The organism is Demequina capsici (assembly GCF_032102965.1).
Classification (GTDB): domain Bacteria; phylum Actinomycetota; class Actinomycetes; order Actinomycetales; family Demequinaceae; genus Demequina; species Demequina capsici.
In genome coordinates this window covers 1,130,401-1,145,855 of sequence record NZ_CP134880.1, presented here as the reverse complement: position 1 = coordinate 1,145,855, position 15,455 = coordinate 1,130,401, and the positions used below count along the sequence as shown (strand labels likewise).

The window sequence follows — 15,455 nt, the reverse complement described above, 5'->3', positions numbered from 1 at the left end:
GCGTGAGCGAGACGGAGAACGGGTCCGCCCTGCAGGGCGTCGACGACCCCGCGGCGCGCGTCGCGCAGCTCGAGATGATCCTGCAGCTCGCGCCCGTCGGCATCGGCCTTGTCGACTCGGTGGGGCGCACCAGCATGACCAACGGCGCGCTGCATCGCATGCTCGGGTACACGCCCGAGGAGTTCGCCACGCTGTCATGGTCCGACTACACGCATCCTGACGACATCCCGGTCAACCTCGAGCTCTCCCGTCGGCTCGCCGCCGGGGAGATCGACAGCTTCGAGATGGAGAAGCGGTTCCGCCGCAAGGACGGTGGCTGGATCTGGGTGGCGCTCACCGTCTCGCTCGTGCGCCAGGCGGACGGCAGCCCCGCCTACGAGATCGGCATCGCGATGGACATCACCGAGCGCAAGCGCCTGGTGAGCGATCTGAGGGCCGCCGAGGAGCGATACCGCGTGCTCGTCGAGCGGGTGCCCGCCGTCGTGTACTCCGCTGCGCCAGGCGCGTTCGGCCGTTGGCACTACGTGAGCCCCCAGATCGAGACGATGCTGGGCTTCACGGCGCAGGAGTGGATGTCGGACCCAGGCCTGTGGTGGCGCCAGGTGGACCCCGCGGCCCGCGAAGGTCTCATCGCGGGCGAGCACCTCATGCTCGCCGACGGGTCCTCGACGGAACGGCGATCCGACACCTACCGCATGTTCCGCCGCGACGGCTCGTCGCTGTGGGTCCGCGACGACGCGGTGGTCCTCTACGACCACGCGGGCACGCCGACGATCCAGGGTGTGCTGGTGGACGTCTCCCAGGAGAAGGACCTCGAGGCTCAGCTGGGCCACGACGCGTACCACGACTCGTTGACAGGCCTGCCGAACAGGAGCCGCTTCCGCGAGAGCGTCGACGAGGCGCTCGCCGCGCCGACCCGGGAGGGCCGTGGCACCGTCGTGCTGTTCGTGGACCTCGACAACTTCAAGACCGTGAACGACAGCTTCGGTCACGCGACGGGCGACGAGGTCATCATCGCCGCCGCGGGCCGCATCCGGTCCTGCGCGAGGGAGCGCGACGTCGCGGCACGCCTGGGCGGGGACGAGTTCGGGCTGGTGCTGCGGGACGCGACCGTCGAGGAGGCGTCCGCTCTGGCCGACAGGATCCTCGACTCCCTCCATGGGGCGCCGATCGCATTCAGCGGTGGCACGGTCATCGTCGGGGCAAGCATCGGCATCGCCGTCGCCTGCGCTGACGAGACAGCCGGCACCTTGCTGCGCAACGCGGACCTGGCGATGTACCAGGCCAAGGCGCGCGGCCGGGGACGTCACGCCGTCTACGAGCCCAGCATGCACGAGGGCGCGGTGGAGCAGTTCCGGCTCGCCGAGGCGCTGCAGCTCGCCGTCGCCACCGGTGCCATCACGCTCGAGTTCCAGCCGATCGTGGAGCTCCACTCGGGTGCGACCGCGGGCATCGAGGCGCTCGCACGCTGGCACGACCCGGAGCTGGGCACCGTCCCGCCCTCGATCTTCATCCCGGTCGCGGAGCAGGCAGGACTGATCCACGAGCTCGGTCGGCAGGTGCTGGTCCGAGCGTGCGCCGAGCTCGCGCAGTGGCGCGAGCACACGGGAGGCGACGCGTATGCGGCCGTGAACGTGTCCCCGCTCCAGCTCGAGGACGACACCTTCCCTGACTTCGCGATGACGGTGCTGCGCGACCAGGGCTTGGAGCCACGCGACCTGGTGCTCGAGGTGACCGAGGGCCTGCTGCTGGAGGAGCGCAGCCGCACCACGCTCGGCGCGCTGCGATCGCACGGCGTGCGCGTCGCGATCGACGACTTCGGCACCGGCTACTCGTCCCTCAACCGGCTTCGCCAGCTGCCGGTCGACATGATCAAGATCGACCAGGCATTCGTCAGCCCGGTGGGATCGGATGAGGGCGACGGCGCCTTCCTGCGTGCGATCATCGGGCTCGCACAGACGCTCCACCTCACGATCGTGGCGGAGGGCATCGAGACCCCGCATCAGCTGGACGAGCTGAAGGCGACGTCGTGCTCCTTCGGGCAGGGCTACCTGCTGGCGCGGCCGGGACCCATCACGGCGATCCCCGTCACGCTGAACCGCTCCTCACCGCTCACCGTCGAGGACGGGTCACAGTAGCGCCGCGTCGATGTCCGGGACCACCTCCGCGATCCAGTCGGCGATGAAGGCCGCGACGTAGGCCATGTGGTCGATCGAGATGTGCTCGGTGCCGCCCTCGGGGTCGTCGAAGATCTTGAGCTCGCGCTTGGGGCTGTTCACGGCCTGCTCGTAGGAGCGGTGAGCCATGTCGACGGGGATCTGCCGATCGTTCGCGCCGTGGGTGATGAGGAACGGCACGGCGATCCGCTCGACGACTCCGTCGAGGTGCATGTGCTGGGTGCGCTCCATGAAGTCGTCGAGGTCGCTCGCGTTCCAGACCCAGAACACGTGCTTCCAGTAGTGCGGGACGGGATTCTCGCCTTCCCGATCCACCCGCCGACGCTGCACGGCGGCCCAATCGTGGTTGGCTCCCCAGGCGACGACGAACGTGAGGCGCTTCTCGAACGCAGCCGCACGCGGCGCGTAGTAGCCGCCGAGCGACCAGCCGACGATGCCCGCCCGGCTCGCGTCGACGTCGTCCCTGGTCTCCAGGTAGTCCATGCACGCTGCGGCCCACACCTCGGTGTCGTAGCGCGCGGTGAGCCCGCGCATGCGCAGCGCCTCCCCGGATCCTGGGGTGTCGACCATGAGGGTCGAGATGCCGCGTCGGGCGAGCATCTGCGGGAACTGCGAGTAGTACATCATCTCCTTGGTGGAGTCGAGGCCGTTCCACTGGATGACGACGGGCGGCTTGGTACCAGGGACGACGACGTCGGGGTCGGCGTGCAGGAGGTAGCCCGGCAGGCTTGCCTCGCCGTACGGGATCTCCACAGTCTCGAAGCGGGCGCCCGCGAGCTCGACGTGCTTGAGCAGCAGGTCGATCGAGCGCTGATACGCCGCCTTGCGCCCCTCCCACTCGGGCGACTGGAGGCGTTCGGCCTGGGAGACGTAGAGGCTGGCCCGGTAGTACTTGTCGCCGGCACCGATGCGTCGGCCCCGTGCCTCGTCGTCCTTGGCCGAGGCGACCAACCGGTCGGCGACCGCCGCCCACGAGGCGTACAGCAGTTCGGTTCCCACGTCGTCACCGTTGCGGGAGGCCTCCAGCACGGGTTTGCAGGCCCGGTCCACCTCGTCGATCAGGCCACCGTTGTTGAGCGCGGCCACCGCCGCCATGCTCCACACATAGTTGGTCGGGAAGTACATGAACATGGGGACTCCAGCCGGTTCGCGCCGTTGCGTACGGCTTCACCCTAGGAACCACAGGTCCATCAGCACAGTCGAATCTGTCGATGCGAACTATCAGCGCGAGCGATGCCTCACCGGCCGCCGAGTATCAGCATGAGTGATGCAAGACATACCCAGATAGGGATTCCCTGATATCCGTGGCGTGGCGATAGTGGACCTGAACCGGCAACGGCGCCGGGTACCCCGGAAAGGATCGACGATGATCTCGCTTCTCTCACACCTGTCCTACGTGGCGATCACCTCCCCCGACGTGGAGGCCTCCGTCACGTTCTACGAGCAGCAGGTGGGCCTCGAGGTCGTCGACCGCATCGGCGACGACGTGTACCTGCGCTGCTGGGGCGACTACTACCGCTACAGCGTGGTCGTGAAGCCAGGGCCTGAGCCGTCGCTCGCCTCGATGGCGTGGCGCACCTCCAGCCCCGAGGCGCTCGAGGAGGCGGCCCGGCGCGTGGAGGCCGCAGGCATCGAAGGCGCCTGGGTCGAGGAGAACGCCGTAGGCAGGACCTTCCAGTTCGTCGGACCCTGGGGCCACCCCATGACCCTCCACTGGGACGTCGAGCACTTCCACGCCACCGGCGCCAAGGCCTCGATCTACCCCGACCGCCCCCAGCGCCGCAGCCGACACCTCGGCGCCCCTCGCCAGCTGGACCACGTGACCATCGCCACCAGCGACGTCGACGCGTTCGCCGCCTGGTACCGCGACGTCCTCGGCTTCCGCATCATGGCCCGCACCGTGCTCGACGAGGCCCCGATCTCCGTCTTCTCCGTCATCACCACGAACGAGAAGTCTCACGACCTGGGCGTCGTGCTCGACGGGTCCAGCCGCGCCGGTCGCGTCAACCACTACGCCTTCTGGGTGGACACCCGCGAGGACCTGCTCCATGCTGCCGACGCGCTCATGGAGAACGGCACGGACATCGAGTACGGCCCGTCGATCCACGGCATCGGCGAGCAGAACTTCCTGTACTTCCGCGAGCCGTCGCACCTGCGCATCGAGGTCAACACCGGCGGCTACCGCAACTACGTGCCCGACTGGGAGGTCCAGACCTGGAAGCCGTCCCTCGGCTCCAACAACTTCTATCGCAACAGCCAGATGCCGATGTCGATGACCGAGTCGTTCCCCGCCGCCGACGGCCCGTCCGCCACCGAGGAGGGCGTGCCGGACGAGATCAAGGACGTGCTGCTCAACCCCTACGCCATCCAGGGCCGAGGCTGATCTCCTCCCAGCCGCAGCACTCACGTCGGGGACGGCTCGAGCGACGGCCAGCGCTCAGCCGTCGCCGACGCACGACCCGACCGTCACGCCTCGGCGCGACCGTCCACCTCGCCTGCCATCGACTCGGCGACCTGTGCGAGCATGCCTCTCAGCCACACGTGGCCGGGATCGGCGTCGTACATGCCGTTCCACCAGAACGCATCCTTGATCGGAGCGATCGGCACCGGGAACTCCAGCACGCGAAGACCGTGAAGACCCTGCACTGCCAGAGCGAGCCGTTCCTGCAGCAGCCCGAGGCGGCGAGTCCCGGAGACGAGCGCCGGAAGCGTGACGAAGCTCGGCGTGACGACCTCCACCAGCGGCTCGATCCCCAGCGTCTGCATCTGCCGTATGGCCGGCGTGAACTGCGTCGTGCGGCTCATCGCGAGCACCCACGGCAGCGTCGCCAGATCGTCCACCGTGAGCTCGTCCCCCAGATCGGGGTTGTCCCGCGCGGCCACCACCACCCAGCGGTCGTCCAGCAGGTCCATGTAGCGGTCGGAGCTGATGAACCCGTGCGGGAGGATCATGCCGTCGCAGTCCCGCAGCGACTCGGGCGCCGCCTCCATGGTCTCGCGGGAGAGCGTCTCGAAGGTCAGCCTGACTCGCGGCGCGACCGCGGACACCGCCATCGCGAGCTCGCGACCGGCCATCCTGAACGCGTAGTCAGCTCCGAGTATCCGGAAGTCGCGGTCCGACGTGGAAGGCTCGAACTCGGCCTCTGCGGAGAACAGCCGTTCCATGGTCTGCACCGCGACCCACGTCCGCTCCCGGAGCGAGACTGCGAGCGGGCTGAGCTCGTAGGAGTTGCCGTGCCGCACGAGCAGCTCGTCGCCGAACAGTCGGCGCAGCTTGGCGAGCGAGGCGGACAGCGCGGGCTGGCTGAGGCTCAGGCGTTCCGCGGCGCGGGAGACGCTCCTCTCCTCCAGCAGCGCATGAAGCGGCAGCAGCAGGTTCATATCAAGACTGCGAAGGTCCATGCGCCGACCCTAGCCCCCTATCGGCGACACGAATAGTCGATATCCGAGAATTCGCCTTGGCTGATGCCTTGACGTGGGCTTGACTGGAGCTGGACGCAATGGAGCGTCCCAAGGGAGAGACATGACCGTCACATCCGCACGGCTCGATCCGAGCGCCCCCGAGGCAGCCATCGCCGCCATGGCGAGCGCCGTCACGAACTGGGGCCGGTGGGGCCAGGACGATGCGCTCGGCACCCTCAACCTGATCGACGAGACGGCGCGCACCCGTGCGGCAGGCCTGGTTCGCACCGGCGTCAGCGTCTCCCTCTCCCTGCCTTTCGACATGAACGGCCCTCAGCGGGGCTGGCGCCGGCGCACGAATCCCGTCCACACGATGCTCGACACCGGCACCGACGCGGAGCGCGGTGTCCAGGGCTTCCCTCATGGCATCGGTGGCGCCGACGACGTGATCGCCATGCCCCTGCAGTGCTCCACCCAGTGGGACGGGCTAGGCCACATCTTCGACCACGGCGTCGCCTGGAACGGACGACCCGCCGGCGACGTCGTGACGTCGGACGGCGACCTGGTCACCGGCATCGAGCACGCCGCCTCCGTCATCACCGGCCGGGGCGTCCTGCTCGACCTGGGAAGGCACGTCTCCCCCGCCACGGGCGAGCTGGAAGACGGCTACGCAATCACCGTCGACGACCTCGAGTCATGCGTCGACGCGCAAGGTCCCACCAGCACCGTCGGCCCCGGCGACATCCTCCTGGTCCGCACGGGACAGCTCACCCGGGCCCGCCGCGACGGTTGGGGCGAGTACGCAGGAGGCCCCGCGCCGGGGATGTCCTTCACCACCGCACCGTGGATCCGCGCACGCGACATCGCTGCGATCGCCACCGACACGTGGGGCTTCGAGGTGCGCCCCAACGAGTTCGATGACGCCTTCCAGCCGCTCCACCAGGTCGCGATCCCCCACATGGGCCTCACCATCGGCGAGATGTGGGACCTCGACCGCCTCGCGCAGATCTGCGCCGCCGAGCGACGCTACGAGTTCCTCCTCACCGCAGCCCCCCTGCCGATCACCGGAGCCGTCGGCTCCCCCATCAACCCCATCGCCCTGCTCTGACCGATCCCACCCACCTGCCCCGGAAGAAGGAAGGGAAGAACCATGACCGCAACGACGCGTGTCGCCATCGCCGGAGGTGGCGTCGCCGCCACCGCGCTCGCCATCCAGCTCGCCCGGGAGGGCGTCGAGGTGGACATGTTCGACAAGGCCGACTGTGTGAGCGCGCTCGGCTCGGGCATCACCCTGCAGGGCAACGCGCTGCGCGCCTTCGTGAACCTGGGCGTGTGGGATCAGATCAAGGACGCCGGCTACGCGTTCAACGGCCTGACGCTCCGTGCGCCCGGACCCGGCGCGGCGATCGTGGCGGACATGCCGGAGATCGCCATGGGCGGGCCCGACCTGCCGGCAGGCATGGGCATGTACCGCCCCGACCTCGCACGCATCCTCACCGACGCGGCCGTCGCCGCCGGCGCGCGCCTGCACCACCACGCCGAGGTGACGGGCTGCACCACCGGCGACAGCGAGGTGGAGGTCGAGGTCAACGGAGAGAGCGTCGGCACCTACGGACTGCTCGTGGGCGCCGACGGCCTGCATTCGAAGGTGCGGGAGTCGATCGGCATCGAGGTGCAGCCGGAGCGCACCGGGATGGGCATCTGGCGCGCATTCGTGCCGCGCCCCGCCGAGGTCACCCACACCGAGCTCTACTACGGCGGCCCCATGTACATCGCGGGCTACACGCCCACCGGCGAGGACACGATGTACGCGTTCCTCGTGGAGGACGCTGCCGACCACGTGGACGTCACCGACGAGCAGGCCGTCGAGATCATGCGAGGCCAGTCGATGGCGTACGACGGACCCTGGAACCACATCCGCGAGCACCTGAGCACCGCGTCCCACGTCAACTACACCTGGTTCACCGCCCACATCATCCCTGGCAGATGGAATCGAGGACGGGCCGTCTGCGTCGGCGACGCCGCCCACTCCTGCCCTCCCACCATCGCCCAGGGCGCGGCTCAGGCCCTCGAGGACACGGAGGTGCTCGGCGAGCTGATCCTCAAGCGCGACACGATCGACCAGGACTTCTGGGACGAGTTCCACGCCCGCCGCGTCGAGCGCGCCACGATGGTCGTCGAGTCGTCCACGCTGCTCGGCTCGTGGCTGCTTGAGGGACGGCGCGACGCGGACGTGCCCGGCCTCGTCGCCAGCGTGGCGCAGACGGTGAGCGTGCCGGCGTGAGGCTCGGCCGCTGGACCGTCGGCGGCGTCGTCCACGAAGGGCTCCTCATCGACGACGCCGCGGTCCCCTTCACGGACGGACGCACCGTCGCGGATGCGCTTGCGCTGGGGCGCGACCACCTGGACCGCATCGCCGGATGGGCCGACGGCTCACCCGCCGCGGCCCTGGCCGAGGTCCAGCTGCTCGTGCCGCTCATCGCCGCCTCGGTGCGCGACTTCGTCACCTTCGAGGAGCACGTCGAAGGGATCAGCGCGTCCGTGGACGGGGCCAGCCACGTGGCGCCCGAGTGGTACGAGGCGCCGACGTTCTACTTCACCAACCCGCACACCCTGCTCGGCGACCACGCGACCGTCCGCCCGCCCGTGTCGTCCCGGATGGACTTCGAGCTCGAGGTCGCCGCGATCCTCGGAGGAGCCGCCGGATCCGACGGCCGCGACCTCACCCCTGCCCAGGCCGCAAGGCACGTCTTCGGGTACACGATCATGAACGACTGGTCGGCACGCGACGTCCAGAGCCGGGAGATGCAGGTGCGGCTCGGCCCGTGCAAGGGCAAGGACTTCGGCACGTCGCTCGGCCCCTGGATCGTCACGGCCGACGAGCTCGACCCGCACGCCCACGCCGAGGGATTCCTCGAGCTCGAGCTCGAGGCGTACGTCAACGGCACTCGGGTCGGCCACGACCTGCTGTCACACATGGGCTGGCCCTTCGCGGAGCTGGTCGCCTACGCGTCCCGGGACTCGATCGTCGTCCCGGGCGATGTGCTCGGCTCGGGCACCGCCGGCAACGGTGGATGCCTGGCCGAGCTCTGGGGTCGCTCCGGCGACCTCTGGCCCGCACCGCTGTCCGCCGGGGACGACGTGGTCCTCCGGGTGGAGGGCATCGGTGCGCTTCACGGCACGGTCGGGGCGTCCCAGCCCGCGGCCGCGATCCCGCCTGCACGGTCGCACGACCGCGTCCGCACGCGGGCCTGACACCCCCTCTCACCCCGGGAGATTCAATGTCGAATCCGCTCACCGAGTCCGCGGCTGCCGCGGTCTCCCCCCGCCGCGCCACCTCCTGGCAGGCTGCGCTGCTGCTGGCAGGCAGCTGCATGCCCGTCATGGGCTCCGTCCTCATCACACCGATCCTGCCCCAGCTGTCCGAGCATTTCGGGTCCGTCCCGGGCGCCGAGGTGCTGGTGCCGATGATCGTCGCGATCCCGGCGCTCATGATCGCCGTGTTCGCGCCGTTCGCGGGCCAGATCGTCGACCGCCTGGGCCGACGCAACCTGCTCGTGATCGCCATGGTCGCCTACGCGCTGGCCGGCACCGCGCCCGCGTACCTCGAGTCGCTCCAGTCCATCCTGCTCAGCCGCGTCCTGGTGGGAGTGTGCGAGGCGGCCATCATGACTGCCTGCACCACGCTGATCGTCGACTACTTCCACCAGCCGGAGCGTCGCAACAGGTACCTGGGCCTGCAGACCGTGGCGACCACGCTCGGCGCGACAGCGTTCATCGTTATCGGAGGCGCGCTCGGCGTCGGCGGCTGGCACACCCCCTTCTGGATGTACTCCGTGGCGATCGTCCTCGCGGTCCTCATGGTGGTCTCGCTGTGGGAGCCGACGCGCGAGGGCTCCACCGACTCGCACGTGGCAGCCGATGAGAAGGCCCGCATCCCGTGGGGCCGGATCGGCGTGCCTCTCGCAGTCACGCTCTTCGGCGGCTTCACGTTCTACGTCATGGTGATCGAGGCCAGCTATCTGGTGGTCGGCACGGGAGTCTCAGCCGACGACACGGGGACGATCGGCCTCATGGCCGCCATCGCCTCGTTGGCCACCGCGGCCGGAGCGTTCACGTTCGCCAGGGTGGCACGCCTCCAGGCGAAGGTGCTGCTCCCCGCTGCGTTCGGCCTTCAGGCCGTCGGCATGATCGTGATCTGGCTCGCAGGCTCGTCCTTCGCTGGTGTCGGCGTCGGCGCGGTGATCGCCTCAGCGGGATCCGGGCTGCTGCTGCCGACCCTCCTCACATGGACCATCGCTCCGCTCCGCTTCGAGGAGCGCGGACGAGCGACCGGCATGTGGAACTCGGCGTTCTTCCTGGGCCAGTTCCTCACGCCGCTGCTGATGGGCGGTTTCACCGCGGCCGCAGGCGGGCTGACCGTCGCGGTGGGCGTCGTCGGCGTGGCCGCAGCGGTGATGGGGCTCGGACTCGCGGTGGCGCTGCGCCGCCGGGAGGCGACCGCGCCCGTCCTCGCCTGATCCGGCCGCTCGGGCCGGGGCGCCACGTGGCGGCCCGACTCCTCGAAACGCAGATCGGCCCGCGTCGTTCGATTCGCCAAGGAGCGCTCGATCGCAGGGCGGAGCTGCAGCCGTTCCGGCAGGACGGCGCCCACCCCTTCGCACTCGCGGCGGGGTCGGCGCAGGCAATGCGCAAGGCGGATGAGCTGGCCGATACGCCGGGTTCGCTTCACGCACTGATTGGCGTTGGTGGCCATTGGTGGCGTTTGTTGATCTACCAGGCTCGACGCTCCATTCGACTGGTGGCTATTGGTGGCCGCTTGTGGACTTCTTGCGGACTGTGTGCGGACTGGCGCGAATTAGCGCCCTTTGATCTTCGGGGGCGTCGTGCCTCCGGGGCCGGGCTGAGGCTCGGACAAACCATGGAGAAATCATGACCAGCACAATCAACCTTGACGTGACCGTCGACGAGATGCCGACGAGCACCGACGCGCCCAGGTGGGCGACGATCCAGCGCTCCTACACCGACGAACCCGACAGCCCGTGGTTCGTGGCCCCGGTCGGCCGTGGCTACTTCGTCCCCGGCGTGGGCCAGGAGGTCGACACGATGCTCGCCGACGGCGACCCGGTGACGTTCGAGATCCTCGAGGACCGCGACAGCAGGTGGAGCGACGCGGGGACGTTCATCGACCAGCAGGGGCACTTCAACGCCGCGTTCGCCAGCCCCGACGCGATGCGCCGCTACGCCCGCATCCTGCTCGAGGTGGCTGACGACGCTGAGCGCATTCTTGGCGGTGCAAGGTGAGCGCCGTCAAGACGATCCCCGACGTTCCAGCCCCTGCCTGGGCGACGGAGGCAACCGAGTGGGAGAGCGAGCTGGACGGAACGGCCCACCGCCACGTCAAGCGCCCGCTCACCTACGACATCGTCAACCTCGAGGCGTTCCAGACATGGAACCCGATTACAGGTCAGGTGACTCTTAACGAGCAGCAGGTCACCCTCGAGGGGTGGCTGTACGAAGGTGACGGCAAGACTCTTGCCGAGGAGGCGCGCGGTCTCGCGGCACGCCTGCTCGAGGCGGCGGACCTGCTCGATCGCGAAGGCGGGGCCTTGTGACGGCGCACGTCGGCGCGAACCTCGCGCGCTCTATCGGGGCGAACGTGCTCGAGGCGGCCGACCGGTGCGGGTGGGACGTGCACCGGCTCGGCGATGCCGCGGGCATCCGCAGCACGCAGCTTGCTTCCATGATCAGCGGCGAGCAGGCGTTCAACACCGATCACCTGGTGAAACTGGCGCGCGCGCTCGACATCACGGTCGGCGACGTTCTCAGCGGGATCGCACCCGACGTGGAGCCAGTCGACGCACCTGAGAGCGAGGTTGACTTCGAGACGCTCGTCTACCAGGCACACCGTGAGGGCTGGGCAATGAGCGCACGAACGGCGTAGCCACTACTCGCGGTGGAGGACACGAGAACACGAGAGCGCCCCGGGGTTGACCGCCCGGGGCGCTTTCGACTTCTCTGTTGCACTGTCTGGCCCCACGCTGCGCGTCCGTGCAGGAGTGGACAGCGTCAGGCGGGCGGTAGATCGGGCACGGTCGCAGCGCGTAGGTTCGGTCTATGCTCGACTCGACCGAAGATCGATGGCTTCCGCTCAAGGATGCCTGCGCGTACGTCAGCCTTTCGGAGAAGACGCTTCGAAAGGCCATCAACGACCCGAACGAACCCGTCCCGCTCCAAGCGCTTCGGATCAACCTGAATGGCGCGATTCGCATCAAGCGCAAGGATCTCGATGAGTGGCTCGAGGCTCGCGACGCGTGGGTCGATGCGCAAACCGAAGGTCCACGATTCACGATCTACTAGGTGCGGTTGCGCTCCGTCTCACTTCGGTGGGGCGGGTCGCCTGTCATGCACTGCTCCGCCCGGCGTTACGCAATGTCCCCTCGCGCTAGGCGAGCGTCCCCTGCTCTCCGAGGACGCGGATTGACTCCAGAGTGTGGGAACTCCGGACCACCGAGTCGGTTCCGGCGGCTATGACTGTGTCCACACGGAACTTGCAGGTAACGCGTAGGTCCGGAGCGTCCATTCCGACCACTGACTCGTATAGCTCGGTGTCTGGCACCGCGGCAGCGAAGGGCCGACCCTTGTCCGGCTCAAAGTACATGACCAGGAGCGACCGTCGGCTGCCATCGACGCGGCCCGAGAGTTCGATCCGCTTGGATTCACGATGTGAACTCGAGAGCGCAATGCCCACACGTCTGGCACTGGTCGCGTCGAAAGCAATGTTCTCTAGCGGCTTGCCAGGCCTGGCGAGCGAACCCGAAACCCGCCAGTTCTCCTTCGCGATCTGCTGAGAGGCCTTTCTCAGACCAGCGCGCGCCCGAAGCGGAAGGGACGCGGCCAGGGCTTCAAGGGCTGTGCCATCGGCGTCGACATTGACGCTCAGCAGAGCCGTAACGAGTGCAAGGCTTCGCGCGTCCGCGTCTTCAACGAACGTACGTTCAAGAATGTCAGCGTTCTTCACGACCTTCTGGGGTGGAGTCGCGAGCGACACCTTCACCGAGCCGAACTCAACACCCGTCAGAAGCAGGTTAGTCCGATAGCGCTCCCGCTTCAGGGTGGACTTGGATATCTCCTTGACCGCCTTCGCGAGACCATCCACGAAGGCGGTCAATGCCGTCGCCGCAACACTGTGCGACGGCGCACTATCGTCTTCTAGGTGTAGGTCAAGCAGGGAGCCGAAGGCAGCACCCTCGTCAGCAAGCGCCGCATGGGTCTCGGGGTCGTCGTGAGCCATGGAGCGCATCGACTGCCGCATCACCTCGGCGAACGAATCGTCACCGAAACCTCGCCACGCTACCCGAGCAAGCTGGCGACTGTCGTCGAGGGGCGCCAGCGGCTCCGGCTCCCGACTGACGGTCATCGGATCACCTCCACGAACCCCTTTTGCACGCCAAGCGCAGTGTTTCTGTCACGTCCGCGGACCTTGCCCCACTGATTCCTCCAGTATTGCCTCGCAGCGGGATTGTCGCTTGCGAAGAAGAAGGCATCGACGAGGCCACCCATGGGCTGAGTACCCGCGTCCCGATCGGTGAAGTAGCTCCTGAATACGGGCACCAAGGCAGGATTCCACCGGGCCATGACCGGGCCAGATGCGTGAACGGCCACATCTACATCATGGGGCGCCGCCCAATCCTTGTGAGTGACGAAGCCACCGTCAAGCCAAATGGTGGTGCCAGGGAACAAGGAGTCGAAGCCTTCCATCCAGCTTCGGAAGGCGTCGAAGATCGCACGACGCTCGTCAACGTGCGGGGCACGCGTGACAAACATCTCTTCGATCTCCGCAAGCGATGCGGGGTAAATGTAGGCAGGGAGCAGGGCCAACGGTCCCCCTGGTGCCGGCAGTGCCATGGTCATGAACCATATCGGCTCGCTCCTTTCAGCACTACCTTGAACGTACCGGTATGGCCTGACATTTCCGAAAAGACATGGAGCGGCACAGTCGAGCTGCACTGGGATCAAGACTCCACGGCTACGCAGATCGCACATGCCTACCCCGTGCCGACTGCTCGAGGCGCACGTCGCGCGGGAGTAGGTTCATCCAGCCGTTGAGGTTGCCGAGCACTTGCCGTGACCACTCAGCTCCAGCGGTTTTCCATGCGGCTCGGGCGTCGCGGTCGTCTGGGTCGCCGTTGCCTCCCCACGCGCGATGCGTGGGGCCAGCGGCGAGCTCGCGCGGCAATCCTGACGGGTCCAGTAGTGCGCGACGAATGCGGGCCATCAGGGACGCTCCACGGCTCTGAGCGCACGTTCGCTCGTGTGCCCCTGCCAGCGGGCCGAGTTGGCCGCCTGAGACGCCGCGGAGCGCGCGGACGGGAGTGCTTCGCCGTCCTCGTCCGGAAGGGCGAGCGCCGTCAGGAGCCGGTGCAGTGCAAGGCGTTGGCCGCGAACCTCGGTGAGTGCGGCGTTGACGACGGGCTGGCCCATGCTGCCGGTGACCATCACGCCGTGAGTCTGGATCGCTTCGGCGAGGGCGTCGAGGTTGTCGAGTGTGCGGCACGCCTCGAGCAGCATCGCCGTCTCGGAGTCGGTGAGCTCGTAGGCCGCGAGCGTCGCGGTCCAGAATGCTGCGCCGCGGGTGCCGAGGCCGGCGGGCGGGTCGGTGGGGTCGGTCATGGGCTTGTCTCCCTTCGGGAAAATCGAGCGTTTCGGAGTGGCGCACTTTCTTGAGTCCTCCCCGGCGGGCCGGAGGTCGCGCCGCTGCCCCTCACCCCCTGGGGTAGTCCCCGCGGAGGGCGAGGGGCACTGTGCAAGTCAGTTCGACAGCGCGAACGTGACGGGCTTCATCAGTTGGGGCTTGTCGTCGAACGGCTCCCACTTAGACAGCCTCGCCGCCCTGAGCTTGGTGTCCTTGCGATCCAAGATGGCGCCCCATCGTCCGCCCCGCGCGTTCGTGTTCCATGCCGCGTCGACGTGCACCAGGCGCATCCACGCGGTTTCAGCTGCGAGCGTGACGAGGTGTTCGGCGTTGCCCTTGACCTCGTGACCCGCCAGCCGTGCGGCGGTGGCAAGCAGTGCCAGTGCAGCGTCCACCTCGAGCGCGAGCGCGGGTACCTCGAGCCACGCCTGCTGAACAGCCTTCGGTTCGGCGACGATCTGCGCTGGATCAAGCGCATTGCCGTGTGACAGTCGCCAGGCCTTCGTGAAGGTGTCTGCCGCCTTGTCGTACCGCTTGGCCATGGCGTCGTAGTTCTCGACCGCGACGGTGCCGTATGCCGCCGCGAGGGCGCTGTGCGTGGCGGCGTATACGTGGTTCTGATAGCTGCCCTGCACGTCTGCGCCGACGGGAGTGCCGAGCATCGCGGCGTTGCGGGCGTGCTGGATCAGCGTGCCGAGCTCAAGGTCGTCCGGCTCGTCGATGTCGGTGGTGATGACGCTCGTCAGGCGTGCGATCGCGGAGTCTGCCGTGAACGACTCGACGCGCTCGTAGCGGGATCTGATGCGCTGCCAGGCGTCGGGGATGTGACCACCGGCGGCGACGATGGTGTCGACATTGCGGAGGTGGTCGATGAGCATGAGGTCGGGTGTGGCGAACAGCATGGGATTCTCCTGTCTTGGTGCGGTTGTCTACCAGCGCCGCATCGAGCGGCGCGGCATGTTCTCCATGAACTCTGTGAAGCCCTGGAGAGCCGAGCGCTTGCCGCGACCACCTCCCTGGCCCTGGGAAAGATCCGGCTTCGGTCCGGTGCGTTCGGGCTCTGCGAGGTCGCCGGTCTGGGCCGGCTGCATCTCCTCGGCGCTCGGAGTGAACAGTGCGTTGACAGATGCGGCGAACATCTCGCCGGTAGTGCGTTCAGGCATGGGGGCCTCCTGGTTCGT

General features: G+C 68.1%; 17 protein-coding genes. 10 read left to right on the top strand and 7 right to left on the bottom strand.

Annotated elements, in window-relative coordinates:
* The first annotated feature begins 2 nt into the window (after positions 1 to 2).
* Positions 3 to 2,138: a sensor domain-containing protein gene (locus tag RN607_RS05540; RefSeq protein ID WP_313544897.1), complete on the top strand. Its 2,136-nt coding sequence runs from the start codon at positions 3 to 5 to the stop codon at positions 2,136 to 2,138.
* On the opposite strand, the gene RN607_RS05535 is transcribed toward RN607_RS05540, so the two are convergent.
* Entirely contained in the window at positions 2,130 to 3,308 is a 1,179-nt protein-coding gene (locus RN607_RS05535) for an alpha/beta hydrolase family protein (protein WP_313544895.1), read from the bottom strand. The genes RN607_RS05540 and RN607_RS05535 overlap by 9 nt on opposite strands.
* 235 nt (positions 3,309 to 3,543) lie before the next feature.
* On the opposite strand from RN607_RS05535, the gene RN607_RS05530 reads away from it, so the two are divergent.
* Positions 3,544 to 4,560: a VOC family protein gene (locus RN607_RS05530; RefSeq protein ID WP_313544893.1), complete on the top strand. Its 1,017-nt coding sequence runs from the start codon at positions 3,544 to 3,546 to the stop codon at positions 4,558 to 4,560.
* A gap of 83 nt (positions 4,561 to 4,643) precedes the next feature.
* Here RN607_RS05530 and RN607_RS05525 read toward each other — a convergent pair whose 3' ends face one another.
* Positions 4,644 to 5,579, bottom strand: coding sequence for a LysR family transcriptional regulator (locus RN607_RS05525; protein ID WP_313544891.1), 936 nt, complete (start codon positions 5,577 to 5,579; stop codon positions 4,644 to 4,646).
* A gap of 121 nt (positions 5,580 to 5,700) precedes the next feature.
* Between RN607_RS05525 and RN607_RS05520 the strand changes: the two genes are divergently transcribed.
* From RN607_RS05520 to RN607_RS05485, 8 genes are all read left to right on the top strand, one after another.
* Positions 5,701 to 6,687: a cyclase family protein gene (locus tag RN607_RS05520; protein ID WP_313544889.1), complete on the top strand. Its 987-nt coding sequence runs from the start codon at positions 5,701 to 5,703 to the stop codon at positions 6,685 to 6,687.
* Positions 6,688 to 6,729: 42 nt separating this feature from the next.
* On the top strand, positions 6,730 to 7,863 hold the full coding sequence (locus RN607_RS05515) for an FAD-dependent monooxygenase (RefSeq protein WP_313544888.1): 1,134 nt from the start codon (positions 6,730 to 6,732) through the stop codon (positions 7,861 to 7,863).
* Positions 7,860 to 8,834, top strand: a complete 975-nt coding sequence (locus RN607_RS05510) for a fumarylacetoacetate hydrolase family protein (protein WP_313544886.1) — start codon at positions 7,860 to 7,862, stop codon at positions 8,832 to 8,834. The genes RN607_RS05515 and RN607_RS05510 overlap by 4 nt, the downstream gene beginning before the upstream one ends.
* 26 nt (positions 8,835 to 8,860) lie before the next feature.
* Positions 8,861 to 10,099: an MFS transporter gene (locus tag RN607_RS05505; protein WP_313544884.1), complete on the top strand. Its 1,239-nt coding sequence runs from the start codon at positions 8,861 to 8,863 to the stop codon at positions 10,097 to 10,099.
* Positions 10,100 to 10,511: 412 nt separating this feature from the next.
* Positions 10,512 to 10,883, top strand: coding sequence for a hypothetical protein (locus tag RN607_RS05500; RefSeq protein ID WP_313544882.1), 372 nt, complete (start codon positions 10,512 to 10,514; stop codon positions 10,881 to 10,883).
* Positions 10,880 to 11,194, top strand: a complete 315-nt coding sequence (locus RN607_RS05495; protein WP_313544881.1) for a hypothetical protein — start codon at positions 10,880 to 10,882, stop codon at positions 11,192 to 11,194. The genes RN607_RS05500 and RN607_RS05495 overlap by 4 nt, the downstream gene beginning before the upstream one ends.
* 44 nt (positions 11,195 to 11,238) lie before the next feature.
* Positions 11,239 to 11,523: a helix-turn-helix domain-containing protein gene (locus RN607_RS05490; protein ID WP_313544879.1), complete on the top strand. Its 285-nt coding sequence runs from the start codon at positions 11,239 to 11,241 to the stop codon at positions 11,521 to 11,523.
* A 173-nt stretch (positions 11,524 to 11,696) separates the two neighbouring features.
* Positions 11,697 to 11,939: a helix-turn-helix transcriptional regulator gene (locus tag RN607_RS05485; RefSeq protein ID WP_313544878.1), complete on the top strand. Its 243-nt coding sequence runs from the start codon at positions 11,697 to 11,699 to the stop codon at positions 11,937 to 11,939.
* 85 nt (positions 11,940 to 12,024) lie between these two features.
* Here RN607_RS05485 and RN607_RS05480 read toward each other — a convergent pair whose 3' ends face one another.
* The 5 genes from RN607_RS05480 to RN607_RS05460 all read right to left on the bottom strand — a co-directional run bounded on the left by RN607_RS05480 (position 12,025) and on the right by RN607_RS05460 (position 15,437).
* Positions 12,025 to 12,999: a hypothetical protein gene (locus RN607_RS05480; RefSeq protein WP_313544877.1), complete on the bottom strand. Its 975-nt coding sequence runs from the start codon at positions 12,997 to 12,999 to the stop codon at positions 12,025 to 12,027.
* On the bottom strand, positions 12,996 to 13,487 hold the full coding sequence (locus RN607_RS05475; RefSeq protein ID WP_313544875.1) for a DUF6932 family protein: 492 nt from the start codon (positions 13,485 to 13,487) through the stop codon (positions 12,996 to 12,998). Before RN607_RS05475 ends, RN607_RS05480 begins: the two co-directional genes overlap by 4 nt.
* A 369-nt stretch (positions 13,488 to 13,856) precedes the next feature.
* On the bottom strand, positions 13,857 to 14,252 hold the full coding sequence (locus RN607_RS05470; protein ID WP_313544873.1) for a hypothetical protein: 396 nt from the start codon (positions 14,250 to 14,252) through the stop codon (positions 13,857 to 13,859).
* 138 nt (positions 14,253 to 14,390) lie between these two features.
* On the bottom strand, positions 14,391 to 15,176 hold the full coding sequence (locus RN607_RS05465) for a hypothetical protein (RefSeq protein WP_313544871.1): 786 nt from the start codon (positions 15,174 to 15,176) through the stop codon (positions 14,391 to 14,393).
* A gap of 27 nt (positions 15,177 to 15,203) precedes the next feature.
* A complete protein-coding gene (locus tag RN607_RS05460) occupies positions 15,204 to 15,437 on the bottom strand; it encodes a hypothetical protein (RefSeq protein ID WP_313544869.1) in 234 nt (77 codons plus the stop codon).
* Positions 15,438 to 15,455: the final 18 nt, after the last annotated feature.